General features: G+C 70.7%; 23 protein-coding genes. 12 read left to right on the top strand and 11 right to left on the bottom strand.

The features are described from left to right. Window positions 1–48: 48 nt before the first annotated feature. From ACY34M_RS24420 to ACY34M_RS24430, 3 genes are read right to left on the bottom strand one after another with little or no spacing between them, the layout of a single operon-like run. Window positions 49–957: a carbohydrate ABC transporter permease gene (locus ACY34M_RS24420; RefSeq protein WP_462720178.1), complete on the bottom strand. Its 909-nt coding sequence runs from the start codon at window positions 955–957 to the stop codon at window positions 49–51. Next, the gene (locus tag ACY34M_RS24425; protein WP_462720179.1) at window positions 957–1,880 is read right to left on the bottom strand and encodes a carbohydrate ABC transporter permease; all 924 of its coding nucleotides are present in this window, start codon (window positions 1,878–1,880) and stop codon (window positions 957–959) included. The genes ACY34M_RS24420 and ACY34M_RS24425 overlap by 1 nt, the downstream gene beginning before the upstream one ends. Then, complete coding sequence (locus ACY34M_RS24430) at window positions 1,877–3,253, bottom strand: extracellular solute-binding protein (RefSeq protein WP_462720180.1); 1,377 nt, start codon at window positions 3,251–3,253, stop codon at window positions 1,877–1,879. The genes ACY34M_RS24425 and ACY34M_RS24430 overlap by 4 nt, the downstream gene beginning before the upstream one ends. A gap of 272 nt (window positions 3,254–3,525) precedes the next feature. Between ACY34M_RS24430 and ACY34M_RS24435 the strand changes: the two genes are divergently transcribed. Further along, on the top strand, window positions 3,526–4,767 hold the full coding sequence (locus tag ACY34M_RS24435; RefSeq protein ID WP_462720181.1) for an ROK family transcriptional regulator: 1,242 nt from the start codon (window positions 3,526–3,528) through the stop codon (window positions 4,765–4,767). A gap of 82 nt (window positions 4,768–4,849) precedes the next feature. On the opposite strand, the gene ACY34M_RS24440 is transcribed toward ACY34M_RS24435, so the two are convergent. The 4 genes from ACY34M_RS24440 to ACY34M_RS24455 all read right to left on the bottom strand — a co-directional run bounded on the left by ACY34M_RS24440 (window position 4,850) and on the right by ACY34M_RS24455 (window position 8,561). Continuing rightward, window positions 4,850–5,326, bottom strand: a complete 477-nt coding sequence (locus tag ACY34M_RS24440; RefSeq protein WP_462720182.1) for a DUF3291 domain-containing protein — start codon at window positions 5,324–5,326, stop codon at window positions 4,850–4,852. 82 nt (window positions 5,327–5,408) lie between these two features. Continuing rightward, window positions 5,409–6,044 (bottom strand): helix-turn-helix transcriptional regulator, encoded by a 636-nt coding sequence (locus ACY34M_RS24445; protein WP_462720183.1) that lies wholly within the window; start codon window positions 6,042–6,044, stop codon window positions 5,409–5,411. 74 nt (window positions 6,045–6,118) lie between these two features. Further along, window positions 6,119–7,642 carry a serine/threonine-protein kinase gene (locus ACY34M_RS24450; protein WP_462720184.1) on the bottom strand — a complete coding sequence of 508 codons (1,524 nt, stop codon included), beginning with the start codon at window positions 7,640–7,642 and terminating at the stop codon, window positions 6,119–6,121. A gap of 163 nt (window positions 7,643–7,805) precedes the next feature. Then, window positions 7,806–8,561: an alpha/beta hydrolase family protein gene (locus ACY34M_RS24455; protein WP_462720185.1), complete on the bottom strand. Its 756-nt coding sequence runs from the start codon at window positions 8,559–8,561 to the stop codon at window positions 7,806–7,808. 255 nt (window positions 8,562–8,816) lie between these two features. On the opposite strand from ACY34M_RS24455, the gene ACY34M_RS24460 reads away from it, so the two are divergent. Next, a complete protein-coding gene (locus ACY34M_RS24460; RefSeq protein ID WP_462720186.1) occupies window positions 8,817–9,425 on the top strand; it encodes a lipocalin family protein in 609 nt (202 codons plus the stop codon). 47 nt (window positions 9,426–9,472) lie between these two features. Here ACY34M_RS24460 and ACY34M_RS24465 read toward each other — a convergent pair whose 3' ends face one another. From ACY34M_RS24465 to ACY34M_RS24475, 3 genes are read right to left on the bottom strand one after another with little or no spacing between them, the layout of a single operon-like run. Continuing rightward, the gene (locus ACY34M_RS24465) at window positions 9,473–11,029 is read right to left on the bottom strand and encodes an FAD-dependent oxidoreductase (protein WP_462720187.1); all 1,557 of its coding nucleotides are present in this window, start codon (window positions 11,027–11,029) and stop codon (window positions 9,473–9,475) included. Further along, window positions 11,026–11,748 carry a class I SAM-dependent methyltransferase gene (locus tag ACY34M_RS24470; RefSeq protein WP_462720188.1) on the bottom strand — a complete coding sequence of 241 codons (723 nt, stop codon included), beginning with the start codon at window positions 11,746–11,748 and terminating at the stop codon, window positions 11,026–11,028. The genes ACY34M_RS24465 and ACY34M_RS24470 overlap by 4 nt, the downstream gene beginning before the upstream one ends. A 9-nt stretch (window positions 11,749–11,757) precedes the next feature. Then, window positions 11,758–12,966 (bottom strand): lycopene cyclase family protein, encoded by a 1,209-nt coding sequence (locus tag ACY34M_RS24475; RefSeq protein ID WP_462720189.1) that lies wholly within the window; start codon window positions 12,964–12,966, stop codon window positions 11,758–11,760. A 217-nt stretch (window positions 12,967–13,183) separates the two neighbouring features. Between ACY34M_RS24475 and ACY34M_RS24480 the strand changes: the two genes are divergently transcribed. Genes ACY34M_RS24480 through ACY34M_RS24495 form a run of 4 tightly spaced genes read left to right on the top strand, consistent with a single transcriptional unit; the run spans window position 13,184 to window position 18,013 of the window. After that, window positions 13,184–14,449, top strand: a complete 1,266-nt coding sequence (locus ACY34M_RS24480) for a polyprenyl synthetase family protein (protein ID WP_462720190.1) — start codon at window positions 13,184–13,186, stop codon at window positions 14,447–14,449. Beyond that, on the top strand, window positions 14,446–15,984 hold the full coding sequence (locus tag ACY34M_RS24485) for a phytoene desaturase (protein WP_462720191.1): 1,539 nt from the start codon (window positions 14,446–14,448) through the stop codon (window positions 15,982–15,984). Before ACY34M_RS24480 ends, ACY34M_RS24485 begins: the two co-directional genes overlap by 4 nt. After that, window positions 15,981–17,009 (top strand): phytoene/squalene synthase family protein, encoded by a 1,029-nt coding sequence (locus ACY34M_RS24490; RefSeq protein ID WP_462720192.1) that lies wholly within the window; start codon window positions 15,981–15,983, stop codon window positions 17,007–17,009. The genes ACY34M_RS24485 and ACY34M_RS24490 overlap by 4 nt, the downstream gene beginning before the upstream one ends. Then, window positions 17,006–18,013 carry a DUF5914 domain-containing protein gene (locus tag ACY34M_RS24495; RefSeq protein WP_462720193.1) on the top strand — a complete coding sequence of 336 codons (1,008 nt, stop codon included), beginning with the start codon at window positions 17,006–17,008 and terminating at the stop codon, window positions 18,011–18,013. Before ACY34M_RS24490 ends, ACY34M_RS24495 begins: the two co-directional genes overlap by 4 nt. A gap of 61 nt (window positions 18,014–18,074) precedes the next feature. Here the strand turns inward: ACY34M_RS24495 and ACY34M_RS24500 are convergent, their stop codons facing one another. Beyond that, window positions 18,075–18,254, bottom strand: a complete 180-nt coding sequence (locus ACY34M_RS24500) for a DUF6480 family protein (RefSeq protein WP_462720194.1) — start codon at window positions 18,252–18,254, stop codon at window positions 18,075–18,077. Window positions 18,255–18,423: 169 nt separating this feature from the next. Between ACY34M_RS24500 and ACY34M_RS24505 the strand changes: the two genes are divergently transcribed. The 6 genes from ACY34M_RS24505 to ACY34M_RS24530 all read left to right on the top strand — a co-directional run bounded on the left by ACY34M_RS24505 (window position 18,424) and on the right by ACY34M_RS24530 (window position 25,606). Continuing rightward, window positions 18,424–19,311: an oxygenase MpaB family protein gene (locus tag ACY34M_RS24505; protein ID WP_462720195.1), complete on the top strand. Its 888-nt coding sequence runs from the start codon at window positions 18,424–18,426 to the stop codon at window positions 19,309–19,311. 35 nt (window positions 19,312–19,346) lie between these two features. After that, complete coding sequence (locus ACY34M_RS24510; RefSeq protein WP_462720196.1) at window positions 19,347–20,021, top strand: SDR family NAD(P)-dependent oxidoreductase; 675 nt, start codon at window positions 19,347–19,349, stop codon at window positions 20,019–20,021. A 75-nt stretch (window positions 20,022–20,096) separates the two neighbouring features. Next, on the top strand, window positions 20,097–22,157 hold the full coding sequence (locus ACY34M_RS24515) for an ATP-binding protein (protein WP_462720197.1): 2,061 nt from the start codon (window positions 20,097–20,099) through the stop codon (window positions 22,155–22,157). Between the two features lie 95 nt (window positions 22,158–22,252). Beyond that, on the top strand, window positions 22,253–23,587 hold the full coding sequence (locus ACY34M_RS24520) for a hypothetical protein (protein ID WP_462720198.1): 1,335 nt from the start codon (window positions 22,253–22,255) through the stop codon (window positions 23,585–23,587). A gap of 206 nt (window positions 23,588–23,793) precedes the next feature. Then, window positions 23,794–24,399 (top strand): hypothetical protein, encoded by a 606-nt coding sequence (locus ACY34M_RS24525; RefSeq protein ID WP_462720199.1) that lies wholly within the window; start codon window positions 23,794–23,796, stop codon window positions 24,397–24,399. Window positions 24,400–24,577: 178 nt separating this feature from the next. After that, window positions 24,578–25,606, top strand: a complete 1,029-nt coding sequence (locus tag ACY34M_RS24530) for a LacI family DNA-binding transcriptional regulator (RefSeq protein WP_462720200.1) — start codon at window positions 24,578–24,580, stop codon at window positions 25,604–25,606. Window positions 25,607–25,685: the final 79 nt, after the last annotated feature.

A 25,685-nucleotide genomic window follows, 5' to 3' on the forward strand; every position in this document is an offset into this window, starting at 1 on the left:
GAACGGGACGACAGGAAGGGGGAGTCGGGGGCCTTCGGGCGTGCGGGCTCAGCCCTTGAGGGCACCGCCCAGGGCGAAGCCGCCGCCCAGCTTTCGGGTCAGCAGCAGGTACAGCATCACCACGGGCAGCGTGTACACCATGGAGAACGCGGCCAGCTGCCCGTACTGCGTCTGGTCATGGGCGCTGAGGAACGTGAACACACTCACCGATGCCGGCAGCTTCTCCGGCGACAGCAGCAGCACGAACGGCACGAAGAAGTTGCCCCACATGCTGATGAAGGTGAACACGGTGACGACGGTGACACCCGGCCACATCAGCGGCAGCACCACGCGGCCCAGCGACTGCATGGCGTTCGCGCCGTCGATGCGCGCGGCCTCCTCCAGGACGATCGGCACACCGTCCATGAAGTTCTTCATCAGCCAGATCCCGATCGGCAGCGCGGACGCGGCGAGGAACAGGGTCGTCGCGAACATCGAGTCGATCAGCTCGACCTGCACGAACATGCTGTACACGGGGATCATCACGGCGGTGATGGGCAGCCCGGTGGTGAACAGCACGGTGTACAGGAACGGGCGGCGCAGCCGGGAGCGGTAGCGCGACAGCGGATACGCGGCCAGGATCGACGCGACCACGCACAGCAGCGTCGCGCCGCCGCACAGCAGCAGCCCGTTGAGCATCGGACGGTACGTCGTCTCGACGTTCAGGATCGCGTGGAAGTTGTCCAGCGTCGGCGGCGACGGCAGATCCAGCTCGAAACTGGCCGTCGAGCTGAACGCCGCAAACACCATCCACACCAGCGGCAGCACGAACAGCAGGCTGATCACCAGCAGGACGGCGTTGACGGCGATCCGCCCCGGACGGACCCGGCGGCGTACGGTGCGTACGGAGGGGGAGGTGCGGGCGCCGTCCCCGCCGCGACCGGTCTTCCTCGTGGGCAGCAGATCAGTGGCGGCCATCAGTCCTCCTCCACCTTGAGCAGCTTCAGGTACACGACGGAGAACAGGGCGCCCACGACCAGCAGCACCAGCGCGATCGCCGTGCCGTAACCGATCATGCTGTTCTGGAAGGCCTGCTGGTACATGAACACCGGCAGGGTCTGGCTCTTGTTGCCGGGGCCGCCGCGCGTCATGGCGTAGATCAGCCCGAAGACGGACAGCGTCTGCAGCGTGATCAGCATCAGGTTGGTCATGATGGAGCGGCGGATGACCGGCAGCGTCACATGCCACAGCTTGTGCCACACGCCCGCGCCGTCCATGTCGGCGGCCTCGACCAGCTCCCGCGGCACCTCGTTGAGCGCCGCCGAGTACACCATCATCGAGAACGCGGTGCCGCGCCACACATTGGCCAGACACACCGCGAGGATCGGCAGTGTGTACAGCCAGTTCTGCGCCGGCAGCCCCAGCAGGCCGAGCACGTCGTTCAAGGAGCCCTGCTTGTAGAAGAACGCGTACATCAGATATCCGGCCACGACCTCCGGCAGCACCCATGCCGCGATCACGACGCCGTTGGTGAGCGAGCGCAGCGGCTTGGTGGCCTTCTCGGCGAGGACCGCGAGGCTCAGGCCGAGCGTGTTCTGCCCGACGACGGCGGAGCCGACGACGAACACCAGCGTCAGCCAGAGGGCGTTGAGGAAGTTCGGGTCGTTCAGCGCCCGCGTGAAGTTGTCCAGGCCAACGAAGTTCGTCTCGGCGGCCCCCGTCAACTGGGCGTCGGTGAACGCGTCGTAGACGCAGTACAGGATCGGCCCGGCCAGGAACACGGCCAGCAGGACGAGCGACGGCAGCAGCGGCATGCCCCGCAGCAGCGAGCGTCCCGCTGCGCCGCGGCCCGCCGCGGACCCACCGGGGGCGACGACGTCGGCGGTGGCGGCGGATTTCATCGGGCGCCCTTGACGGTGGCGTCGGGGCCGACGGCCGTCGCCAGGTCACCGTCGTAGGTCTTGGCGGCCTCGTCCACTGAGGCCTGCCCGGTGGTCACGGACTCCATGGCCTTGGTGATCGCGTTGGAGACCTGCGGGTACTTGGGCAGCGCCGGCCGGAAGTGGGTGTACTTCACCAGGCCGGTGAAGAACTTGTTGGTCGGCGTCGCGTTCAGGTACTTCGGGTCGGCCGCCACATCGGTGCGCACGGCGGTCGTGGACTCGATGATGTTCCACTTCACCGAGTTGTCCTTGTTCTTGATCGCCTTGATGAACTGCCAGGCGAGCTCGGGGTTCTTGGCCTTCGACGGGATCGACCACGCCCAGCCGCCCGACATGCTGACCTTGCCGGGCGCCTGGCCGGTCTGCGTCGGCATGGCGGCGGACCGCATCGTCTTCGTCCACTCGGGCCACGGGCTCGGCCCGGTCTTCAGCCAGCTGTTGGCCATCCACGAACCGTCGATGTTGATGGCGAGCTTGCTCTGCGGCATCAGCTTCGTGCCGACCTCCGTGCCCGCGTTCGGGCCGAGTGCGGTCGACTTGTCCAGGCCCAGATCCTCGGAGTAGACCGTGCGCACGAACTTCAGCGCGTCCTTGAAGCCCTGCGAGCCGACGATCCACTTCTTCTTCTTGGCGTCGTACAGCGAGTCACCGGCGGCTTCGGTCCCGTACAGCAGCATCTCGAAGCCCTGCATGGTGGACTGCTCGCCGCCGGCCTGGCCGGTGTACAGGTTCATCGGGACGACACCCGGCAGCTTCTTCTTGAGCGTGCGCGCCGTGTCGAGGATGTCCTGCCAACTCTTCGGCTGCCAGGGCGTCTTGATGCCCGCCTTCTTCAACAGCTTCTGGTTGTACCAGATGCCGCGGGTGTCGGTGTCGTCCGGGACGCCGTACGTCTTGCCGTCGGTGGGGGAGGAGACGGCGTCCTTGGCGGCCTTCGCGAAATTGCCCCAGTCCGACCACTTGGACACGTACTCGTCGAGCGGCTTGAGGTAGCCGCTGGCGATGTCGGAGTTGATGAGCGCGGTGTCCTCGTAGACCATGTCGGGCGCCGTCGACGGGGAGCGCATCATCAGCTGGATCTTCGTGTAGTAGTCGTTCTCGGACGCCGTGACCGGAACGATCTGCACCTTCTTGCCGGGGTGGGCCTTCTCGAACGACTTCTTCATCGAGGCGAGGAACCGCTGCTGCTTGTGGTCGTTCTGGTCGAGGTGCTGCCAGTAGACGACCTTGATCGAGTCGCCGCCGGCGGAGGATCCGGAACCGCCGCAAGCGGTTGCGGACAACGTTGTCGCGACGGTGACCGCGAGGGCGGCGAAGAGTTTCTTGCGCAAGGGGTTCCTCCAGGAGGTGGCGGCTCGGCGCCCGTATCGGGTGCTCGACTGCAGGCGGTACCAGAGGTGTTGCGGCGCCCGGGTCGGACGGCGTTTCGGAAGTCGCCGACGGTGGGGGCGTGGTGCGCGTGGTGCGTGATGCGTTGGCGATTACCTAAATCCAATGGATGGACTAAGTCAACGCCTGCTGCATAATCTCGTCGCCGAAAGCCCGGAGCGCTGGACACGAGCCGCTGGGAACGACACCCTCACCTGCACGAAGGAGGCCATGCATGGCGCGCAGCGGCACGAACCTGCCCCGGGTCGGCGGTTACAACCAGGCCGTCGTCCTGGACGCCATCCGCACCAAGGGGCCGGTGAGCCGCGTCGAGTTGGGGCCCATGACCGGACTCACCAATCAGACGGTGTCCAACGTCGTACGCCGACTCCTCGGCGAGGGCCTGATCGCCGAGGCCGGGCACGCGCCGTCCAGCGGCGGCAAACGCCGCACCCTGCTCACCGCGCGCGCCGACGGCGCCTACGCCCTCGGGGTGCACCTCGACCCCGACGCCGCCGTGATCGTCCTGGTGGACCTCGCCGGTTCGGTACTGCTCAGCCGCCGCTTCGACCTGCCGCGCCCCAGCGATCCCGCGCAGGTGGTCGACCGGGTCGCGCGCGCGGCGCTCCGGCTGCCCGAGCGCGCCGCGATCGACCGCGGCCGGCTGCTCGGTCTGGGGATCGCCGCACCCGGCCCCATCGATGCGGAGGCGGGCGCGGTCGTGGACCCGCCGAACTTCGACGCATGGCGCCGCGTCCCCCTGCTCGACATGTTCGCGCAGGCGTGCGGGATGCCGGTGGCGATGGACAACGACGCGACGGCCGCGGCCATCGGTGAGCGCTGGATCGGCGGCGAGGACCGTGCGGGCGGCTTCCTGTACCTGTACATGGGCGCGGGACTCGGCGCCGGCATCATGCTCAACAACCAAGTGTTGCGCGGCGATTCGGGCAACGCGGGCGAGATCGGCCACGCCCAGTCCGAGCCGGGCAACCGTCGCTGCGACTGCGGTAGCTACGGCTGTCTCGGCCCGTACTGCAACCCCGCCGCTCTGGTCGAGGACCTCTATGCCCGGCACGGCGAGGCCGCCGCACGCCGCATCGGCCTTGCCGGTACCCCCGCCGCTGTACGCGCCGACTGGAAGCTGCTGCGCCGCGCGGTGCGCGCCGGGGACGAGGCCGCCCACGACGTGGTGCGCCTGGCCGGGCGGCGGATGGGTCAGGCGGTGCGCGGGGCCGTCGCGCTGCTCGACGTGAGCCGGGTGGTGCTGGGCGGCGAGGCGCTCGTGGGTGTGGAGCGGGTGCTGGGCGAGGAGATCGACGCAGCCGTCAACACGACGTCGGTGGCCCGGGCGCTGGGCGGAATCACGGTGGAACCGAGCCTGATCGGGGAGACGGCGGGAGCGGTGGGTGCGGCGTCACTGGTCCTGCACGGGAGGTACGCGCCGGGGTGGCGCATGCTGACGGAGGTGCCGGGGTGAGGCGGAGCGCGCGGCGTCCTGCGCGACCGACCGGCACGTCATCGTGAGCGACCACGTGCCGGTCGCCTTCCGACCGGAGTCGTCACCCCGTGCCGGTCGCGGCCGGCGCGGGGAAGGGGGCGCGGAAGGTGAACGCCTCGGGACCGGGGCCGTGTTCACGGACGAGCGCGACCCGCTCCATCGCCTCGGCGGCGCTCGGCCGGTGGCCGGCCGGCACCCACCACAGGGCCTGGTGGGCCTCGGCCATGCGCTGGAACCACTCGCGGCGGCGGCTCAGGACCCGCAGATGATCCGTGTGGTAAGTGAAGTTCCGCAGCGCCTCGACGGACTCCCACACCGAGCAGTTGATGAGCAGCATGTCGTCGGCGTCGTCGGGGCGGAAGCCCGTCGCGTCCTCCCCGTCGTCGTCGACCATGCGCCAGACGAATCCGGGGCTGCGGTCGGCGAGTGCGTTGATCTCGGGGAGCTGATCGACGAAGTCGGCGAGTTCGGGGCCGCTCAGCGGGGCGACGAGGCGGCCGATGTTGACCTGCGCGAGGTGAAAGCCAGTCGTGGACATGGCCTCAGCATGGCCGAACCCATCTCTATAGTCAACGGATATTGTTTTTAGAAAGACGGCGAGGTGGCGGCGGACCTTCGCGTCAGTCGGGTTTCCGGGTGAGGGACACGCAGCAGCCGCCCGGGCAGGGGTCCATGACAGGCGACCACTGGGCGGGGGCGATCCCCTCCAGCAGCGCGAGATTCATCCCGCAGATGAGGGCCGGGAACTCCTCGGCCAGGGCATGGAAGGGGCAGTTGCGAAGGCGCAGCGTCCCCTCGTCCCAGTACGGCTGGTACCCGCGCTCGCCGAGCGTGTCGACCAGTTCGTCCGCGTCCACGTCCGACTGCGCCGCGCCCGCGGCCCGGGCCGCGTCCTGCAACTCTCGGTCGAGGCCCGCGTTCTCCACGGTCGACGCCAGCAGCTGGCTGGCGGCGTCGTAGGACCGGGGCGGCAGGGACACGGCATGCTCGCCGTCGGACCGCCGGTACACCTTCGCGGGCCGCCCCGCGCCCGGCCCGGTGCGCCCGGACAGCCGCTTCGACGACGCGGTCAGCAGCCCGGCCTCGACCAGCTTGTCCAAGTGGAACGCGGCCAACGACCGGGAGACCCCGGCCGCCTCCGCCGCCGCGTCACGCCCTACGTCGTCCGGTTGGGCGGCGACATACCGGTAGAGGCGACGGCGTACGGGATCGCCCAGTGCGCCCAGTGCTGCGAATGCGGAATCGTCGTTCGTCACACGCCGATTCTATGAGCAATGAGCGTGTCCGATAGAAGTGCGTCGGGCGCGCACAGCGCAGGCCCGTTACGTGCTCAGCACTCCGCCAGCCCCGGCACGGGCTGGTCGTTCTTGCCGCCGGTGAGGTAGACGTCGCTGACGAACACACCGGAATTGCCGGTGTCGTCGTCGGTCTTCGCCCACCAGACGTTGGTCCACTTCCCGTACGTCTCCCGCCGCGTGAGCTCGACCTGGCAGTAGAAGTAGTTGGTGCCACTGCGGAGCGTGCCGACGGGGCGGTGCTCGGAGTCGTACGAGGTGGCGGAGCGCCACACCCGGCAGTTGGACTTACCGCCCTCGATGCGGGTGCAGGCGGGTGAGGGTGTGTCACTCGCGGACGCACCGGGCGAGGCGTCCGAGCCGTGCGTCGGAGTGGGCTCGTCGGCCGGCGGCGCGACGGACTCTGCCGACCGGGCCGCGGACTTGGTGCCGTCGGCAGCCGGCCCCGCCGCACTCCGGCCCCCACCGTCGTCGCCCTGACTCGTCACGGCGTACGTCGCCGCGGCCCCGGCCAGCAGTACGGCGACGACCGCTGCCGCGAGAGCGCCGCGCCGCCGCGGACCGCCCTGCTGCGCCGTGACGGTCTGCGCACCGGCCGACGACGCCAACGGTCCGGGATGATCAACGGGAGCGGGCACGAAAGGCGCCTGCTGGGACTCTCGCCGGCCTAGCCGCATCGTGTCCGGCGGCGGGGGAGGCAGCGGCTCCCCCGAGGCAGTGGCGCGCAGCAACCGCGCGGCGCGCACGGCGTCGGCCCGCAGAGCCGGATCCTTGTCCAGCAGCTCGGCCAGCGCGGGCGCCAGTGGCCCCGCGCGCTGCGGCGTGGGCAACGGCTCGGTGACGATCGCGGTGATCGTCGACCACGTGGACGTACGCCGGAACGGCGGCGCACCCTCGACGGCCGCGAACAGCGAGGCGCCCAGCGCCCACACGTCCGCAGCGGGTCCTACGTCACCGCCGCGGGCCTGCTCTGGGGCGAGGTAGTCGAGGGAGCCGACGAGCTCGCCACTGCGCGTAATGCGGGTGGCGGCGCCGTCACCCGGCTCCTGCAGGGCGGCGATGCCGAAGTCCGTGAGGACGACCCGACCGCCGCGCTCCAGCAGGATGTTGCTGGGTTTCACGTCCCGGTGCCACACCCCGGCCCGGTGCGCGGCGGCGAGCGCGTCCAGCACCTGCGCGCCGATGCGGGCGGCCTCGAGGGGATCCAGGGGGCCACCGCGCTGCAGCAGCCCGTGCAGCGACTCGCCGTCGACGAACTCCATCACGATCACGGGACGGCCCTCGTGATCGGTGACGTCGTGCACGGCGACGACACCCTGATGCCGCACCCGCGCGGCGGCCCGCGCCTCGCGCCGCATCCGCAACTGCTGTTCGGCGGGGTCCGGTCCGTCGGCGTCGTCGAACGTCCGAAGCTCCTTGACCGCGACCTCGCGGCCCAACCGCTCGTCCACGGCGCGCCAGACGGTTCCCATGCCGCCACTGCCGAGCCGCCCGACCACGCGATACCGGCCGGCGATCACCCGCCCGACCCCCGCGCCGCCCGTACCAGCGTCCCCCATACCCCGCACTCCGCCCGTCTCCTGTCGATCCCTCAGGCCCGTGGAAGCCCCACGACCACCGTAGACACCGGGCGCCCCGATGGGTACACCGGACCGGTGGGGGTGTTGTGGGGGTGGTTGCCGGGGCGGACGGCAGGCGCCGGCCCCGGCGTACGGCCGTTGTTCAGGCGCGCGGCTCGTCCAGGTACTGGTCGGCCCAGGCGCTGATGATGTGCGCGGCACGCTGCGCCTGCCCCCGCGCGGTCAGCAGGTGGTCCGCTCCTTCGAGCGAGATGAAGCTGCGCGGGTGCCGGGCCTCTTGGAAGATCTCCGCCGCATTGTCGATGTCGACGGTGGAGTCGGTGGGGGAGTGGGCGACGAGGAGCGGAAGGTTCAGCTCGCCGATCCGGTCGCGCAGGTGCGCCTTGCGGACGTCCTCGACGAAGGCCCTCTTGAGGACGAGGGTGCGTCCGCCGACGAACCACTCGTGTTCCCCCTCGCTGAGCACACGGTCGAGGACCGAGTCGTACTGCCGCTCGACGTGGCTGGGGTCGACGGGTGCGGCGATCGTGGCCAGCGCACGCAGACCGGGGATCTCGTGGGCGGCGGCGAGAGCGGCGGCGCCTCCCCACGAGTGCCCCACGAGCAGGTCCACGGGTGTCCCGCGCTCGGCCATGAACGCCGCCGCACGGACCGTGTCCTGCACCTTGACGGTGAAGGAACCGTCTCCCCAGTCACCGTCGGAGTCCTTGATGCCGAGGTTGTCGAAGCGGAGCGTGCCGATGCCCTCGCGTGCCAGCTGCTTGCTGACCCGCGATGCGGCCGGGGAGTCCTTGCCGAGGGTGAAGCCGTGGGCGAAGAGCCCCCAGCCTCGGACCTCGCCCTCCGGCAGGTCGATCACCCCGGCCAGTTCGGGACCGACGACGCTCGGGAATCTCACTTTTTCTTTCATCTGTGGTGCTCACCTAGGCAGGAACTGATCGGGGACAGGGGCACGAGGAACGCCGGTCGGCGCCACCGCGAGCCGACGAGCAGCATGCCACGCCCGGATCACCACTCTCGACTGAGCGGATTGCCCCGTTCGGGCCAAAGTCGCTCGAAAGCGGCCGAATATCTCGAGTCGGTGCAACCGCAACCACGGTCGGTACGGAATGCGTTCGTCCAGTGCCTTTGCATTACTCGATGGAGGTCGACCGTGATTCACCGTTCTCAGGTACGCCGCACCGTGGTCTGCACACTCGCCGCCGGAGCGCTCCTCGCCGGTCCGGCGGTGACGTCGGCGACCGCCGCGGCACGCGCCGACACCGAGCCCGCGCCCGTGGCACGGGTGGATATGCAGCGGTACCTCGGAAAGTGGTACCAAATCGCGGCCGTCCCGGCCCCCTACGAGGCACAGTGCGTGAAGAATTCGAGTGCCGTTTACGGACTGAGCGGGACCGGCACGGTGTCCGTGAAGAACTCCTGCGCGACCGGCTTCGGCCTCACCAGCAGCGTGCAGGGCGAGGCCAAGCCCCTGGACGCGAGCGGCGCGCGCCTCAATGTCTCCTTCGCCGGAGTGAACGGCCACTACAAGCACGGCAAGGACGCCAACTACATCGTGGTCGGCCTCGACGACGCCTACCAATGGGCGGTCGTGACCGACTCCGAGCGCCGCAGCGGATTCGTCCTCTCGCGCACGCCCGCACTCGGCGCGCAGCAGATCGGGGAGGCGCGGACCGCACTGCAGCGGGCGGGAGTCGACCCCTGCGAGGTCGAGTACACGCCGCAGGACGGCGGCAACATGACGCGCGCGCCGCTCTGCTGAAGCCGGGCCAAGTGCTCAACCACGACGCCGGGCGTCGGCGGCCCTCATCACGAGGGCGTCGGCGTCCGGCGCGCCAGTTGGCGCAGCAGTGGGCTGCGTCCCCGCTGCGGAACGGTCCACAGCGGGTGCCCCCGCAGCTGCCACTGCCGCAACAGGCCGTTGGCCGCGAGCATGCCGCTGGTCGCGGCCCGCTCCATCAGCGCCACCGGCAGGCCCGTGCGCACCAGATCGCCCGCAACCATGAGGCGGGAGTGGGACGTGGTGACCGCGGGGCGGTCGTTGTATCCGGACACGGGAAACAGCGGGCAGTCCTGGCGCCACTCGTGGCGGACGTCGACGATGCGGGCCGACTGCGTTTCGGGATACACCCGGTGCAACTGCTCGACGAGCCGTCGCTGTGCGCCGGACCGGTCCGCGTCGTCCGCGACGGCGTAGGCGTGCAGTTCCACCACGGACCCGCCCGTGCGGCGTGACCAGCGGTGGGCCTCCTGCTCCCAGCGCTCCAGCACGCTGACATTGTCCAGGCCGTCGAAACCGCTGGTACCGAGGAAACCGGCCCGGTCGTGCGCCACCGGCCGGTCCAGCCAGAGCCGCGAGACGAGGAAGGCGGGAGCGGTCTGCAGCCCGGCGATCCGCTCACGCCAGGGCGCGTCGCCCAGTTCGGGACTGCGCTCGACCACCTGCCGCAACCCTTCGGTGTCGAGAGCGAGCACGCATGCGTCGTAGTGCCGGATGTCGGCTCCGGCGGCGACGGTGAAACCGCCGTCCGTCGACGGCACGATCCGGTCGACCGGCTCCGACAGACGGATCTCGGCACCCTGCTTCTCCAGATAGGAGCTGAGCGGATCCCACAGAGCGGTCGGAAAGGGATCGTCCGGGACGTCGAACAAGAGACCTTCGGCGGATCCCAGGAAATAGATGTGGAACATCAGCACCATTTCGGCCGCCGAGAGACGGCGGGGATCCGCGAAGAAGCTGCGCGAGAACACCTCGAACGCCAAATGATGGGCGGCCTCGGGAAATCCGATCGACTGAAGGAAATCGTGGGCACTGACGCCGTCGAGCTGGTCGTAGATCTCCGGTACCCGCACATCCATCAGCGGCAGGGCCGCCCGCGCGTTCATCTTCGGAAGATCGCCGAGGGTGAAGGTCGGGCTGCGCGCGACGAATCCCAGAGCACTCCACGGAGGAGTGCGCGGGACGTGGCGAAAGCTGTCGCGCATTCCGTCGGCGTGCCACAACGGATAGTCGGGCAGCGGGGTCAGCCGTCGCAGATGCGGATCGGTCCTGCGCAGCAGTGCCCGCAGGTTGTAGTACTGGCGGAAGAAGGCATGGAAGCCGCGGCTCATGGTGGCGGACGAGCCGTCGGCAAGGACCGTGTCCCATCCCGCCAGGCGGCCACCCAGTGCGGCCTCGCGCTCGAAAAGCGTCACCCGCACGCCGCGTTCGGCCAACGCGACGGCCGCCGCGAGGCCGGCGATCCCCCCACCCACGACGGCCGTCGACGGTGCTGTGCCGGTGGCCATGGCCGCCCCGGGTGCCGCCGGGATGTGCACGGCCCGTCGGTCCAGGGCTCCCGGCGGCGCGTTGTGCCGAGGCTTCATCCGTGTGTCCTTTCCGGCGGCACCTGGCCGACGATGGTGTGCGTGATACCGGTCTGCCAGCCGGGCAGCGGCAGCACCCGCACCTGAGTGAACCCCGTACGAGGCAACCGGCGGGCGAACTGCTCGGCCGTGTCGAACTCGACGACGCTGCGCCACAGGTGCCGGTACAGGTCGCCGTCCCCCAGCGCCGCCGTGACGGGCAGCAGGCCCGCACAGACCGCCGACCACAGGGCACGGTGGCGGTGCCTGCCGCTGAGCGTGTACTCGTGCACGGCCAGCCGGCCACCGGGTTTGAGCACCGCCGACACCGACGACAGGATGCGGTCGGGGTCGGCCGTGTTGCGGAAGAGATAGGCGGCGAACACCGCGTCGAACGGGCCGCCGACGCCGGCCGAGTCCAGTTCCTCGGCCGGCGCATGGGTGAAGGTGACTCCGGCCGGCCAGGACTTGGCGGCCGCCTTCTCGAGCATCCCCGCCGAGGCGTCCACGGCCGTGATCTCGGCCTGCGGCAGCACCGACAGCAGCGCCGCGGTCGACGCTCCCGTACCGCAGCCCAGATCCAGTACGCGCAGGCCACGCCCCCGGGAATCGAGGCCCAAACGGCGCGCCGAGCGCCGCAGGTGCGCGTGGTAGCCGGGGTTGGCCCGCACCAGAGCGTCGTAGCTGCCGGCGGCGTGGTCGAAAGCCGATGCCAGGTCGGCATCGCGCAGGGTGGGCATGGTTCTCCTCTACGAGGACGGGGCGGGTCGGATGGCGGAGACGGGCCGCCGCGGACGCATGGGAAGCTCCGCCGCACTGCGCAACAGCGGCCACACGGGACTGTTCAGGCCGATCGAGAGGTCCTCGGACAGCGTCGTGCCGCCGTCCAGGAAGCGCAGCAGGCGCTGCGTCGGCACCCGGGAGAACAGCCGCATGAAGAAGGCCGCTCCATCGACATGGCCACTGGCCAGCCCGTGCAGCAGGACCGCATCCATGGTCAGGGACCGTCGCGAGTGGGGGACCGGCGGTTCGGGATCGCGGCCCTCCAGCAGAGCGTTCGCGATCGCCGACGTCTGGCGCTGGATGGCGGCGAAGGTGTAGCCCGTCGCCGGACGTGTGGCACCGCTTGCCGCGCCGATCCTGAAGATCCCCTCGCCGCTGCGGCGGGTGAAACGGGCGTCCGTCATGGGGATGACGCCCTCTTCACGGGCCTCGACGCGGAAGTCCCGCACCGCCAGGACGTCGTGCAGATACGCGGTGAGAGCGCGGTCGTAGTCGTCCGCGGGCAGCGTGGACGGGGAGAACTGCGTGTACTCCACCAGAGCGGTGCGGGCGCTGGTCGGCAGCACGTAGGTGAAGGCCAGGCCGCGTGCGGGCTGCGGGGTGCGGAAGTCCATCAGCTCGACGGACTCCGTGTCGAAGACCGGCCGGTCCGTACGGATGAACCAGCCGCGAAAGTGCTGCAGCAGCGTCGTACGGGCCGGCGGCAGACTGCCCAGCGGCCGCGAGTCGAACACCCAGCGGGCAGCAAGACGTTCGTGGCCGCCGTCGTCCGTGCGGACGAGTACGCAGGGGCCATCGCCGCCCACCTCGATGCTCTCCACCACGCCTTGCGAGCGCACCAGCCCCGGGTGCGCGGCCAGACGTCTCTCCACCAGTGCCTCGAAGTCGGGGGAGCGGATCATCTTGTACCGCATCGACCCCGTGTTCCCGCCCGCCCGACGCCCGTCGGGGCCGCGCACCAGCATCCGGTTCCAGGAAGCGGTCACGGCGTCGTCGTAGCGCCCCGGCCCCTGCTCCCAGAAGCACCACGTACGCGCCGGGGGCCGCAACGGACCGGCAGGTGCGTCGACGAGGCGGATGGACAGCGAGGACGGCGTCCCCGGCGCGGTGCACAGGCGCTCCGCCAGCGACAGCCCAGCAGCCCCGGCGCCGATGATCACCACGTCCGAGCGCACGTTCACCTCCAGCGTCCCACAGTCAGATACGGACCACTCTTCTCCCGCTGCCCCTCCGGCGGATGCGTGGACGCGCCGATCAACTCGATCACCGCCGCGCACAGCCGTCCGAACACGAGATTGCTCCGTTTGCCACGGTCAGGCGCATCCGATCACGGCGAGGGCAAGGAATGCCCTGCACAGCATCTCCTGCGACAGGTATCCCAAAGGAGCCGACATGCCCTCCCACGAGGCACCGGGCGCCACCGCGACGGTCGCGCCACCCCACGGGGCGCACCGAGAAGGCGACCTCGCCGACACGGGCGGCGGCCACCTGCCGCGCTCGATGCGTGTGCGCCGGATCGACGACGACGTACCGCTCACCGTGCAGCGGCACCTTGCCCCGCTCCTCGCACGACGCGTCGCACAGGCCACCGCCGTCGACGCCACGTTCGGCGCCGATGTGGCCGAGCGCGTCGCACGCTTCACCCTGGGCGGCGGGCGGCGCGTACGCCCGCAGTTCCTGTGGTGGGGACTGCGCGCCTGCGGCCTGCCGGACGACCGGCAGATCGAAGCCGCCCTCCAGTTGAGCGCGGCGCTGGAGCTGATACAGACCTGCGCCCTGGTCCACGACGACATCATGGATCAGGCACCCACCCGGCGCGGCCGCCCTTCCGTGCACGTCGACTTCGCAGCCCAGTACGCCGCCTCCACGCGTGAAGGAGACACCCGTTTCGGTGAGTCGGCAGCGATCCTCGCCGGTGACCTCGCCCTTGCCTGGGCCGACGACGAGGCCGCCGTCCTCGACATCCCGAGCCACCAGATGCGCCGGATCCGCGACACCTGGGCGCAGATGCGCATGGAGATGGTGGCCGGTCAGTACCTCGACATCCAGGGCGAGAGCACCCGCACGAGGTCCCTCACCCACGCCATCCGAGCCGCATGCCTGAAGACCGCCCTGTACACCGTGGAGCGACCGCTGCACCTGGGCGCCGTCCTCGGCAACGCCGACGAGGCGACCCTGCGGTCCCTGTGCTCGGCCGGCCGCGGCGCCGGCCTGGCCTTCCAACTGCGCGACGACCTGGACGACGTGTTCACGGACCCCGACCGGCGGGGCAAACCCGCCGCGGGCGACCTGCAGGCAGGCAAGCCGACCTACTTGGTCGCTCTGGCCCATGCGCGCGCCGAGCGGGACGAGGACGCACACACCCTGCGGGTCATGGACCGCTGCCTGGGCCGCAAGGACCTCGGCGCCACCGACCTCGCCGACATCAGGCAGGTGCTCGAGGACACCGGGGCCAAGGACATCGTCGAGGACAAGATCCGCCGTCTGGTCGCCCAGAGCATGCGCCACCTCGCCGCGGCCACGCTCGACCCGGAAGCCCGCGCACACCTGCACGTGCTCCTTCAGCAGGTGGCCGGTGGCGAAGTCCCCATGTCCTCCAGCACATCGGCCCGGCGCGGCACCACGGCTGCCGCCGTACTCCAGGGAGCTGCCAAGTGAAGACCGTAGGCGGCAAGACGGACCACGTCGTCGTGGTGGGCGCGGGACTCTCCGGCCTCGCGGCCACGCTCCACCTGCTGGGCGCGGGACGCCGCGTGACACTCGTCGAACGGGACGATCAGCCCGGCGGACGGGCCGGACGGCTCACCCGCGGCGGCTACCACATCGACACCGGCCCCACCGTGATGACCATGCCCGACCTCGCCGACGAAGCCTTCGCCGCGGTCGGCGAACGACTGAGCGACCGGGTGGACCTCATTCCTCTCCACCCCGCCTACCGCGCCTCGTTCGCCGACGGCAGCAGCCTCGATGTCCACACCGACGCACAGGCCATGGAACAGGCGGTCGAAGAATTCGCCGGCCCGCAGGCCGCGGCCGGATACGTACGCCTGCGCCACTGGCTGCACCGCCTCTACCAGGCGCAGATGAAGCACTTCATCGACACCAACTTCGACTCACCCCTGCAACTGCTCACCCCCGACCTGGCGAGACTCGCCGCGCTCGGTGGCTTCGGCCGTATGGACTCCCGGATCGCCCGGTTCATCAAGGACGAGCGCCTGCGCCGCGTCTTCTCCTTCCAGGCCCTGTACGCCGGGGTGCCCCCGGCCCGCGCCCTCGCCGCCTACGCGGTCATCGCCTACATGGACACCGTCGCCGGGGTGTACTTCCCGCGCGGTGGCATGCACGCACTCCCGCAGGCCATGGCGGACGCCGCCCGCGACGCGGGGGCCGAACTGCGCTACGGCCGCACGGTGGAGTCCCTCGAGCGCTCGGGAGACCGCATCACCGCCGTGGTGACCAGCGACGAGCGGATCGCCTGCGACGCCGTCGTCCTCACCCCCGACCTGCCCGTCACCTACCGTCTGCTCGGCCGCACCCCACGCCGCCCGGCACCGGTGCGGCACGCGCCCTCGGCCGTGATCCTGCACGCCGGAACCGACCGGACATGGCCTCAACTGGCCCACCACACCATCTCGTTCGGATCGGCCTGGCACGAGACGTTCGACGAACTCACCCGCAAGGGCCGCCTGATGAGCGACCCGTCCCTGCTCATCACCCGGCCCACCGCCACCGACCCCACACTGGCGCCGCCCGGCCGCCACCTGCACTACATCCTGGCGCCCTGCCCGAACACCGACGTCGGCCCCAACGCCTCCCAGTGGGGCGATCTCGCGCCCCGCTACCGGGCCGAGCTCCTCACCGAACTGGAGCGACGCGGTCTGGACGGCATCGGCGACTCGATAGACGAACAGTGCCTCGTCACCCCCGCCGACTGGCACGCACAGGAACACGCCGCAGGCACCCCGTTCTCCGCCGCGCACACCTTCGCGCAGACCGGCCCGTTCCGCCCGCGCAACCTCGTGCGGGGAACCGACAACGCGGTCCTGGCCGGCTGCGGAACCACCCCCGGCGTGGGCGTACCCACCGTGCTGCTGTCCGGCAAGCTCGCCGCCGCCCGCATCACAGGACCGTCCACACCCGCAGCCCGCCGAGCCCGCAGCACGCTCAAGACCCCGAAAGGAGCGGCCTCGTGACCACCCGTGAACTCGACGCTGCCGGCATCACCGATCCCACCCTGCGCCGCGCCTACACGCACTGCCGCGAGCTCAACGCCCGCCACGGCAAGACCTACTTCCTCGCCACCCGGCTCCTGCCCGCGCGGCATCGCCCCGCCGTCCACGCGCTGTACGGATTCGCCCGCTGGGCCGACGACATCGTCGACTCCCTCGGCGACCGGAGCACGAGCGACGAACGAACCCTGGCACTGGAGGAGTTGGCGACCAGCCTGCGACACGGCCTGCGCGCGGGCCACAGCCACGAACCCGTCGTCCAGGCCCTGACCGACACCGCACACCGCTACGAGATCGACGCCGACCACTTCCAGGACTTCATGACGGCGATGCGTGACGATCTCACCGTCACGGACTACCCCACCTACGCCGACCTCAGGGGCTACATGCACGGTTCGGCAGCCGTGATCGGCCTGCAGATGCTCCCCGTCCTCGGGACCACCGTGCCGCGCGCCGAGGCCGAACCGTACGCGGCGGACCTCGGCGTGGCCTTCCAACTCACCAACTTCCTGCGGGACGTGGGGGAGGACCTCGACCGCGGACGCGTCTACCTCCCCGCCGACCTGCTCACCGCACACGGCATCGACCGCGACCGACTCCAGTGGAGCCGCGCCACCGGCCGGTCCGACCACCGCATCACCGACGCGCTCCGGGCCTTCGAAGCGCTCACCCGCGACGTCTACCGCAAGGCGGTCCCCGGAATCGCCCTGCTGGACCCGGTGTCCAGACCCTGCATCCGCACCGCCTTCGTCCTGTACTCCGGGATCCTCGACGCCGTCGCCGCCGACGGATACAACGTCCTGCACCGGCGCGCCGTCGTACCCCGCCACCGCCGGGCCGTCGTCGCCCTCGACGGACTGGCCCGCATCACCCACGCCCGCATCCGCCACCGCTCCACACCCGCGACGCCCACCCCTCGCCACTCCTGCGCGGGGCGGACGCCCGACACCCTGACCCTCGCCCCCTCGGCGCGCGAAGAGGCAGCATGACCAAGCAACCCGGAACGCCACGATTTCCGCTCACCCGCCGCAAGAACCCCCAGCCGTGGGAGCGTCAGGAACCCACCTGGCGACAGGCACGCCCCGCCGTCATCGAGACCGCGCTGAAGCGGTCACAAGCACGCCCGTCGGGCAACTGGTACGTCGTCGGAGCCACCCGCGACGTACCCGCCGACGCGCCCCTGGGACGCACCGTGGCCGGCCGGGAACTGGTCGTCTGGCGGGACGCCCACGGCAAGCTGGCCGCAGGCCCCGGCGCCTGCCCCCACCTGGGAGCACCGCTCAAGGACAGCCCACTGCGCTGCGGAGCGCTCGTCTGCCACTGGCACGGCCTCACACTCGGCGCGGACGGCGGTCCCGGCTGGCGCGCGCTGCCCGTCCACGACGACGGCGTCCTGATGTGGGTCCGCCTCGACTCCGTGGACGGCGAGAAGCCGCTCGACCGTCCCGTGGTGCCCCCACGCCCGAACCCGACGCGCTCCCTCGAGGCCGTCTACACCGGCTTCGGCCGCTGCGAACCCGAAGACATCGTCGCCAACCGTCTCGACCCCTGGCACGGCGCCTGGTTCCACCCCTACTCGTTCGTCGACCTGAAGGTCACCGAGAGCCCCGAGGGCGACACCACCGACCCCGACCGGTTCGTCGTCGACGTGTCCTTCAAACTCACGACCCGGTTCGTCGTCCCCGTCCGCGCCGTCTTCACGGCCCCGGAACCGCGCACCGTCGTCATGCACATCACCGACGGAGAGGGACGCGACTCCGTCGTCGAAACCCACGCCACACCGCTCACCGCACCCGGACACCCCAACCCCCGCACGGCCGTGGTCGAGGCAGTGCTCGCCACCTCCGAACGCACCGGCTTCACGGTCGCGCGACACGCGTCCTTCATGCTCCGCCCGTTGATGCGCAAGGCGGCGGGACGACTGTGGCGCGACGACCTGGCCTACGCGGAGCGCCGCTGGACGCAGCGCACACGACCGAACCTGCCCTACTGACCCGGTCGGTGCGGCGGCGACGGGGTCGGCAGGGCAGGCGGTCGGAGGAACCAGAAGGTGGTCACAGCCCCCAAAGGCGTGCGACGAAGAAGGCGGCGACGAGTGCGCAGCCGGCCACGATGAGCCACAACCACCAGGATGGGTGCTCCCAGGCACCACCGTCGGGCCGTTCCTGATGCGCCTCGGCGGTGGAGCCCTCCACGGGTGGTGTCTCGGTGGGCGGGCGGAGTGAGTCGGTCATACTTCAACGCTCCTCCTGGTCCGGGAAGTACGCATGTCGAGCCGGTCGAGCTGGTCCAGCCGGTCGAGCGGAAAGTTCCGCGCAACTGCAACCGTTCCCCGCGTTATTGCCGAACTCCAAATGTCCGGCCCGACCGCGCTTCAGACCCTCCGGAACAGAAGGTGCCACCATGGCCGTCCTCGCCCGACGTGCGCTGGAACCGCTGCGCCGGAGGGCGGGCACGATGCTGTTCGCCCGCGTCGCGGGACCGGACGGCCCCCGCAAGCGGGCGCTGATCCACGACACCCCCGGCCCACGCTGGTTCCCGCCGCACAGCCCGATCCGCGAAGTCCACGCCGACAGCGCCATGTTCATCGGCGGCCTGTCGGCGCTCCTGTTGCAGACCCTGCACCCCACGGCCATGGCAGCCGTCGCCGCGCACTCCGGATTCCGCAGCGACCCGTGGGGACGCCTGCACCGGACGAGCACCTTCCTGGCCACCACGACCTACGGCCCCGCCGAGACCGCGCAGGCCGCCTGCGACCGGGTGAACGCGGTACACGAACGCATCCGAGGAGTGACGGACAGCGGCGTCGCCTATGACGCCACCAACCCTGAGCTGCTCGAATGGATTCACCTCGCCGAAGTGAGTTCCTTCCTGGGAGCACACCAGCGTTTCGGCTCCCGCCCCCTGACATCGCAGGAGTGCGACGAGTACGTGCGACAGATGGCCCGCATCGCCCGGGCCCTCGGTGTTTGCGCCCCTCCCGAGTCGACCGCGGCGCTGCGCAAGTGCCTCGCCGCCTACCGCCCCGAACTGCGTGCCACACCGGAGGCGCTGGACACCGCGCGCTACCTGCTGCTGAAACCTCCCTTGCCCGTCGCGGCCCTTCCGCTGTACAGCGTGCTGGCCTCGAACGCGATCGCCCTGCTGCCTCGTTGGGCAGCCACGGAACTGCGCCTGCCGCGCTGGGAGCCCGCCGAACGCTGGGCGGTACGGCCGACCGGACGGCTCGGCACGGGCCTGATCCGCTGGGCCATGCACGAACCCGCCGGCCGCCGGGACGGCCGCGACTGACCTCTGCACGCACCACGTTGCGGAAGGAGTCCGCGATGAACATCGACGGAGCCCGCATCCTCATCCCCGGAGCCACGGGAGAAGTCGGCCGTGCGCTGGCACACAAGCTGCACACCAGCGGCGCGCGATTGCACCTGGCCGGAAGGAACGAAGCAACCCTGAGGACACTGCAGAGCGAACTCCCCGGGACCGCCGCGAGCAGATTCGACGCCTACGATCTGGACGCCTGCGCCGCCCTGACCCGCCGGGCCGCCGCGCGGACGGACGGCCTGGACGCGGTGGTGACCTGCATCGGGGTACCGGCCTTCGGCCCCGCGGACACCGTCGACGAGGCCCTCGCCGAACACCTGATGACCGTCAACGCGCTCGCCCCCATGGCCTTCCTGCGCGCCGCGCTGCCACTGGTCGAGGCCGGCGCGGTCCTTGCGGCCGTCACGGGCGTGGTCGCGGAGCACCCGCCGGCGAACATGGCCGACTACGCGGCCGCCAAGGCCGCCCTCGCGGCCTGGCTGGAATCGGTACGCAAGGAGCAGAGACGGCGACGCGTCGCCGTCGTCGACGTATGCCTGCCGCACCTCGACACCGACTTCGCGTCCCGCGCGGTCACAGGCCACCCACCCGAACTGCCCTGCGGACTTCCGATCCCGGCTGCGGTGGACCGGATCGTGCAGGCCCTCACCCTCGGGGAGCCCGCAAGGACTTCCGTATGACCGAATGCTTCCTGCCGACTCCGGACTTCCCCCACTTCGATCACAGGGCACCATGCGTTCAAGGAGACTCGTTCCGTGCTGACGAACCTGCCGAACGAGACCACATACTTTGTCGGCCGCACCGCCGAGTTGGCAGAGCTCACGACTGCGCTCGAGAAACCTGGCGTGGTCACGGTCACCGGCGGCGCGGGCATGGGCAAGTCACGACTGGCACTGCGGACCGTACGCGGCCGCCACTGGGCAGGGTTCAGCGCGGTGTGCTGGGCCGACCTGTGGCCCCTGTTCGGGGACAAGCTGTTGACCGCCTCCGTCGCGGACGCGCTGGACCTCTCGGACCACACGGCGCGCCCCCTGACCGAGGTGGTGCGCGACTGGATCGCCGATCGACGTGTGCTGTTGGTCCTGGATTCGTGTGAGCATCTCGTCGGGGCGGCCGCGAGCCTTGTCGCCGATCTCCTGGCCGCATGCCCTCGGCTGACGGTACTCGTCACGAGCAGGGAGCCCCTGGGCGTGCCCGGTGAACACGTGGTGGAACTGGGGCCGTTGGACCTGGAGACCGACGCGTACGCGCTCTTCGAGTCGCGGGCCGCCGCCGCGGGCCGCCCCCTGGGGAGCACGACGGACCGGCTTCTGGCGGAGCGCCTGTGCGCCCACCTGGAAGGGGTCCCGCTGGCGCTGGAGCTTGCCGCCGGACTGCTGCGGCGCCGGACCATCGAGGAGACCTGGGAGCTGGCCGAAGGAGCGCTGGACGTCCTGGACGGGCCGAGAGCACGCCCGGCCCGGCACAGCGCGCTGCGCACCGCGGTGGGGTGGAGCCACGAACTGTGCCGGCCGACCGAACGCCTTCTGTGGGCGCGGCTGTCCGTGTTCCCCGGAACGTTCGACGCCGCGCTCGCCGGGACGGTGTGCGCCGGTGGACCGCTGACCGCGCGGGAGTTGAGCGACGCGCTCGCCGGGCTCGTACGCAAGTCCGTGGTGACAGCGGTCGACGGCAGGTACCGCATGCTGGATTCGGTGCGCGCCTACGGCCGCATGTGGCTGCGGGAACTGGGAGAAGAGACGGCCGTCGCCGCGGCGCACGCGGCGGTGATGCTGGAGACCACCGCCCGCGCGAAGGACGAGTGGCTGAGCCCGACCCAGCAGTACTGGTACGCCCGGATGCGGGATCTCCACCACGACGTGTGCAGCGCCATGGAGTTCCTGCTGCGCTCGCAAGAGGCGGCCGCGCTCGAACTCCTGGGAAACGTCGCCTTCTTCTGGGTCTGCTCGGGCCACCTGCACGACGTCGCACACTTCGCGCAGCTCGCCCTGCCCGGCACACCGAACCGGGATCCACGGCGGGCACGGGGGCTGTGGTCCTTCGCCCTGGCCCGGATTCTGCAGGGAGAGCACGGGCACGGACGCACTCTCGCGGCGGAGAGCCTGCGTGCCGCCTTCGCCGCCGGCGATGTCGAGGGCATGCGGCAGGCCGCCTACCTGGAAGGGCTGGTCGCGCTCCTGAACGGTGAGCCGCTCAGGGCGCTGAACCGTGCCGATGACGCCCTGTACGGGCAGACCCCCGCACCCGGCGCAGACGGCGACCGGCCGGCGGACGCGCTTTTCCCTCACCTCACGACAGGCGAGAGTCTGTGCCGTCTGGTCCGCGTCTTCGCCTTCACCGGTGCCGGGCGCCTCAAGGAGGCACGGCAGGAGGCCGAGGCCCACCGCGACGTCTGTGTGCGCCTGGGGGAGTACTGGACCCGCTCGTACCTGGACTACCAACTGACCCTGATCGCCTTGTTCGAGGACCGGCCCCAGCAGGCGGGCCTGCACGCGCGAGACATGCTGGACGCGAAGCGGCGCATCGGCGACCAGTTCGGCATCGCGATGGGCCTCGATCTGCTGGCCGCGAGCTGGTCGGCGCAGGAAGACCCCGGCCGGGCCGTCACAGCGATCGCAGCGAGCAACCGGTTCTGGCACGCGGTCGGCCTTCTCCGCCGAGGAACCCCCGACGCCCTGCCCCTGTGTGAACGGACCAGGGAGCGGACCAGGCAGTTCCTGGGCGACGCGACGTACGACGAGCGGCTGCGCCGCGCACGGTCCATGGCTCCCGAAGCCTTGCTGAACACCGTCCTCGACCAGAGCGGGACACCCTGAGCACAGCCGCGGCGGACCGTCGGCTCGACATGCGCCCCCAGCAGCCGCGTTCGATGCTGGTGTCTGTCCGATGACCGACTGCGCACGAGGTATCGATGACACCCACTCCCACAGGCAAGCGACCGTCTTGGGGACGGAGCAGAGTCATCACGGCCGTCGTCGCGGTGGTGCTGCTGGCGATCGCCGCCGTGGCGGCCGTGACCATGGACGACGTGATCCAGGACCTGCAGGGGACCGGCCTGCGGTCCACTCTCACCCTGGTGTGCGGAGTGACGGGCCTGGCGGCGCTGCTCGCCGCGCTGTTGTGGCCCAGCCCGACCCGGCTGCGCGCGCTGGCCTGGTTCAGTGCCGGTGTGAGCCTGCTGTGCGTGGCAGGCACCGTCTTCATCTGGGTGTGCGTCGCGCAGAACGACCAGGTGCACGCGGCGCCCGGCACCGTGGTGTCCGACCGCGCGCAGACCGAGCAGGCACTGGCCCGCCAGGACTTCAAAGGGCGCAAGGCCATCCCCACCGGCCTGATGATCGAGACGATGCAGTACACGGACAGCCACAACGTCAAGATGACCGGCTACATCTGGCAGCGGCTGCCGAAGAACGATGCCGAATCCGCGCACATCGAGCTGCCCGACGCCATCGAGGGCGGCGTCGGCGACGAGATCTACCGCGACCCGGTCGGCGGCGGCGACGAGGTCGTCGGCTGGCGGCTGAGCACTACCGTGCGGGAGAAGTTCGACTACCGCACCTATCCGCTGGACCGCCAGGTGGCCTGGCTGATCATGTGGCCCCAGGACTCCGCGACCACGGCGCTCGTACCGGACTTCGACGCGTACCCGCCCTGGGACCCCCACAAGAAGCTCGGCATGTACCAGCACCTCGTGAGCGGCGAGTGGGAGCCGCGGTTCACCACATTCTCCATGGGCCACTCCAACGAACGCACCAACTACGGCCGTCCCGACGTCCGTCTGGACGGCAAGATCCCGGAGCTGTCGTACTCGATCGGTCTCAACCGGGCCTTCCTCAGCCCGCTGCTCGACCGGCTCGTGCCGCTCATCGTGATCGCGATGCTGGTCTTCGCCTCGCTCTTCGTGGTCACGAAGGACTCCGACCGGCGCTCCCTGTCCGGGTTCAGCACCTGGGCGGTGATCGGTTTCTGCGGGTCGATGATGCTGGTGGTGTCGGTACAGCACAGCTCGTTGCGGTCGGCGACCGGATCCGCCGGCGGCATCGTGTACGCCGAGTACTTCTACTTCATCCTCTACCTGGTCATCGGCCTGGTGGCACTGAACGCGGTCGAGCACACCTCGGACCGGCGTTTCCGTCTCGTGGACTGGCGGGACAACAGCGCGGCACGCCTCCTGTACTGGCCGGTCACGTGCCTGCTGCTGTTCGCGGTCACGACCGCGGTCTTCGTGATCGGTGACGTCTCCTGACGTCCGCCGGGAGACAGGGAGCGGTGCGGAAGATCCCCTATTGGCCGCACCTGCGACACGCCCGACCCACCCAGAGAAACCGCAGGTCAAGGACGTTGCGCTGAGCCGATTGGACGCCACCGAACGTGTTGTTCCGATTGCGCACGGTGTGCACCCCTCGCACGGTTGCGGAGAGCACCACCCGTCAACCGCGAAAAGGAAGTTCCATGCGCATTTCCCGGAAAGCCGGCCTCTTTGCCTCCACCGCGCTGTGCGGTGCCCTCGCCCTCGGCACGGCCGGCCCGGCCTTCTCGTCCGTCGCGGACTCGCCGGCCCAGAGCGTGTCCGCAGCTCCGGTCCCCGGCGCCGACGCACTGACCAAGCAGAACGACGCGCTGGCCGGAGCGGGCGACGTCCTGCAGCCCGTGACGGGGCTCGTCGCCGCTGTCCTCAAGGCTCCGGACGGCAAGCTGCCCAAGGAAGAGGCCACCCAGCACGCGGCCGACGTCAAGAAGGCCCTGGACGGCCTCCAGGCCGACGCGAAGTCCGCGACCGACAAGGCGGCCGGTACGCGCGCACAGGCCCCCGGTGCCGAGCTCGTCGTCAAGGCCGCGGCGGACCTGCAGACCAAGGTGGACGCCCTGGTGAAGGCCGCCTCCGCGGGGGACGCGAAGGCGACCGCCGCCGCTCTGCAGGCGACGCTGACCGGCACGGTCAATGTCGTGGTGGCGATCGTGCTCGGCGGCGACCTGCCGAAGCCCGACCTGGAGGGTCTGCCCAAGCTGCCGTCCCTGCCGGGCGTGTCGCCGGCGGAGACGCTGCCGTCGCTGTAGGCATGGCCCGGGGCAACCCGAGGTGACGTGGAGGGGGCCGGCCCGTGCGGGGTCGGCCCCCTCCTTGTGCCCGGCCCCTTCGGCTGCCGTCGACACCCCGACCGGCCTACGATTGCCGGGACCGTGTCTCCGCCTCACCCGCTGGACACCGCCGCCTCGTTGAGATGAGTCCCACGCCGTGTCCTCGACAGAAAGCCGACCCGCACGGCCCGCCACCCCCACGCTGAAGGACGTGGCGGCACGGGCAGGTGTCAGTGCCATGACCGTCTCCCGTGTACTCAAGGGCGAGGGCCGGGCCAGCGACGCCACGCGGGAACGGGTGCTGACGGCCGCGCGCGAACTGAGCTACCGGCGCAACGAGGTGGCCCGCAACCTCCGGCTCGGGCGTACCAGCGGCCTCGTCGGCCTCGTCGTCACGAACCTCGCCAACCCGTTCTACTCGCGGCTCGCCCTCGGTGCCGAACAGGTCGTGGCGGAACGGGGGATGCGTCTCGTCCTCGGGAACACGGCCGAGCAGGTCCAGCAGGAGCGGGACCTCGTGGAGGACCTGATCTCACGCCGGGCGGACGGTGTGATCGTGGTCCCCGCGGGCGCCACCCACGCGCACCTGGGCCCCGACCGGCTGGGGCCGACGCCCGTGGTGCTGGCGGGCCGGCCCCCGTCGGGCATGGACGCCGACTGCGTCCTCGTCGACGACTTCGGCGGTGCCCGCGCCGCCACCGCCCAACTGATCGCCGACGGCCACCGGTCCATCGGCTTCCTCGGCAATCCGCCGACACTGTTCACCGGCGCGGAGCGCTACCGCGGCTACTGGGCGGCGCACGAGGAGGCGGATCTGACGACCCGTGAAGAGTGGGCGCGCAGGGGGCCGCAGGACATCAAGACCGCGGAGGCGGCCGCCCTGGAGGTGCTGTCGGGAGCCGACGCGCCCACCGCCTTGTTCTGCACCAACAACCGCATCACACTCGGCGCGTACCGGGCCGTGCGGCGCCTCGGGTCGGGCACCGCGCTCGCGGGCTTCGACGACTTCGAGATGGCCGACCTGCTGGACGTGCCCGTCACCGTGGTGTCCTACGACGCCGACGAGGTCGGACGGCGCGCCGCCCGACTCCTCCTGGACCGCATCGCGCGGGGCGCCCCCAGCCCGGAGGAACCCGCCCGCCGCACCGTCGTCCCGACGACGATCGTGCGGCACGGGGCGGAGTAGCGCCGCGGTATCTGGGCCGTTGGTGTGTCGGTGTTGTCGAGTGCCTCTATGTGGGGGTCTCGGTGTTTCGGGCGGCCGG

The organism is Streptomyces sp. EDA2-14 (genome assembly GCF_054963755.1).

Bases quoted from the DNA above. Each gene is read 5' to 3' on its own strand.
- ACY34M_RS24420 (WP_462720178.1), bottom strand. From the start codon at position 957: ATGGCCGCCACTGATCTGCTGCCCACGAGGAAGACCGGTCGCGGCGGG.
- ACY34M_RS24425 (WP_462720179.1), bottom strand. From the start codon at position 1,880: ATGAAATCCGCCGCCACCGCCGACGTCGTCGCCCCCGGTGGGTCCGCG.
- ACY34M_RS24435 (WP_462720181.1), top strand. From the start codon at position 3,526: ATGGCGCGCAGCGGCACGAACCTGCCCCGGGTCGGCGGTTACAACCAG.
- ACY34M_RS24440 (WP_462720182.1), bottom strand. From the start codon at position 5,326: ATGTCCACGACTGGCTTTCACCTCGCGCAGGTCAACATCGGCCGCCTC.
- ACY34M_RS24450 (WP_462720184.1), bottom strand. From the start codon at position 7,642: ATGGGGGACGCTGGTACGGGCGGCGCGGGGGTCGGGCGGGTGATCGCC.
- ACY34M_RS24465 (WP_462720187.1), bottom strand. From the start codon at position 11,029: ATGAAGCCTCGGCACAACGCGCCGCCGGGAGCCCTGGACCGACGGGCC.
- ACY34M_RS24470 (WP_462720188.1), bottom strand. From the start codon at position 11,748: ATGCCCACCCTGCGCGATGCCGACCTGGCATCGGCTTTCGACCACGCC.
- ACY34M_RS24480 (WP_462720190.1), top strand. From the start codon at position 13,184: ATGCCCTCCCACGAGGCACCGGGCGCCACCGCGACGGTCGCGCCACCC.
- ACY34M_RS24495 (WP_462720193.1), top strand. From the start codon at position 17,006: ATGACCAAGCAACCCGGAACGCCACGATTTCCGCTCACCCGCCGCAAG.
- ACY34M_RS24500 (WP_462720194.1), bottom strand. From the start codon at position 18,254: ATGACCGACTCACTCCGCCCGCCCACCGAGACACCACCCGTGGAGGGC.
- ACY34M_RS24505 (WP_462720195.1), top strand. From the start codon at position 18,424: ATGGCCGTCCTCGCCCGACGTGCGCTGGAACCGCTGCGCCGGAGGGCG.
- ACY34M_RS24510 (WP_462720196.1), top strand. From the start codon at position 19,347: ATGAACATCGACGGAGCCCGCATCCTCATCCCCGGAGCCACGGGAGAA.
- ACY34M_RS24520 (WP_462720198.1), top strand. From the start codon at position 22,253: ATGACACCCACTCCCACAGGCAAGCGACCGTCTTGGGGACGGAGCAGA.
- ACY34M_RS24525 (WP_462720199.1), top strand. From the start codon at position 23,794: ATGCGCATTTCCCGGAAAGCCGGCCTCTTTGCCTCCACCGCGCTGTGC.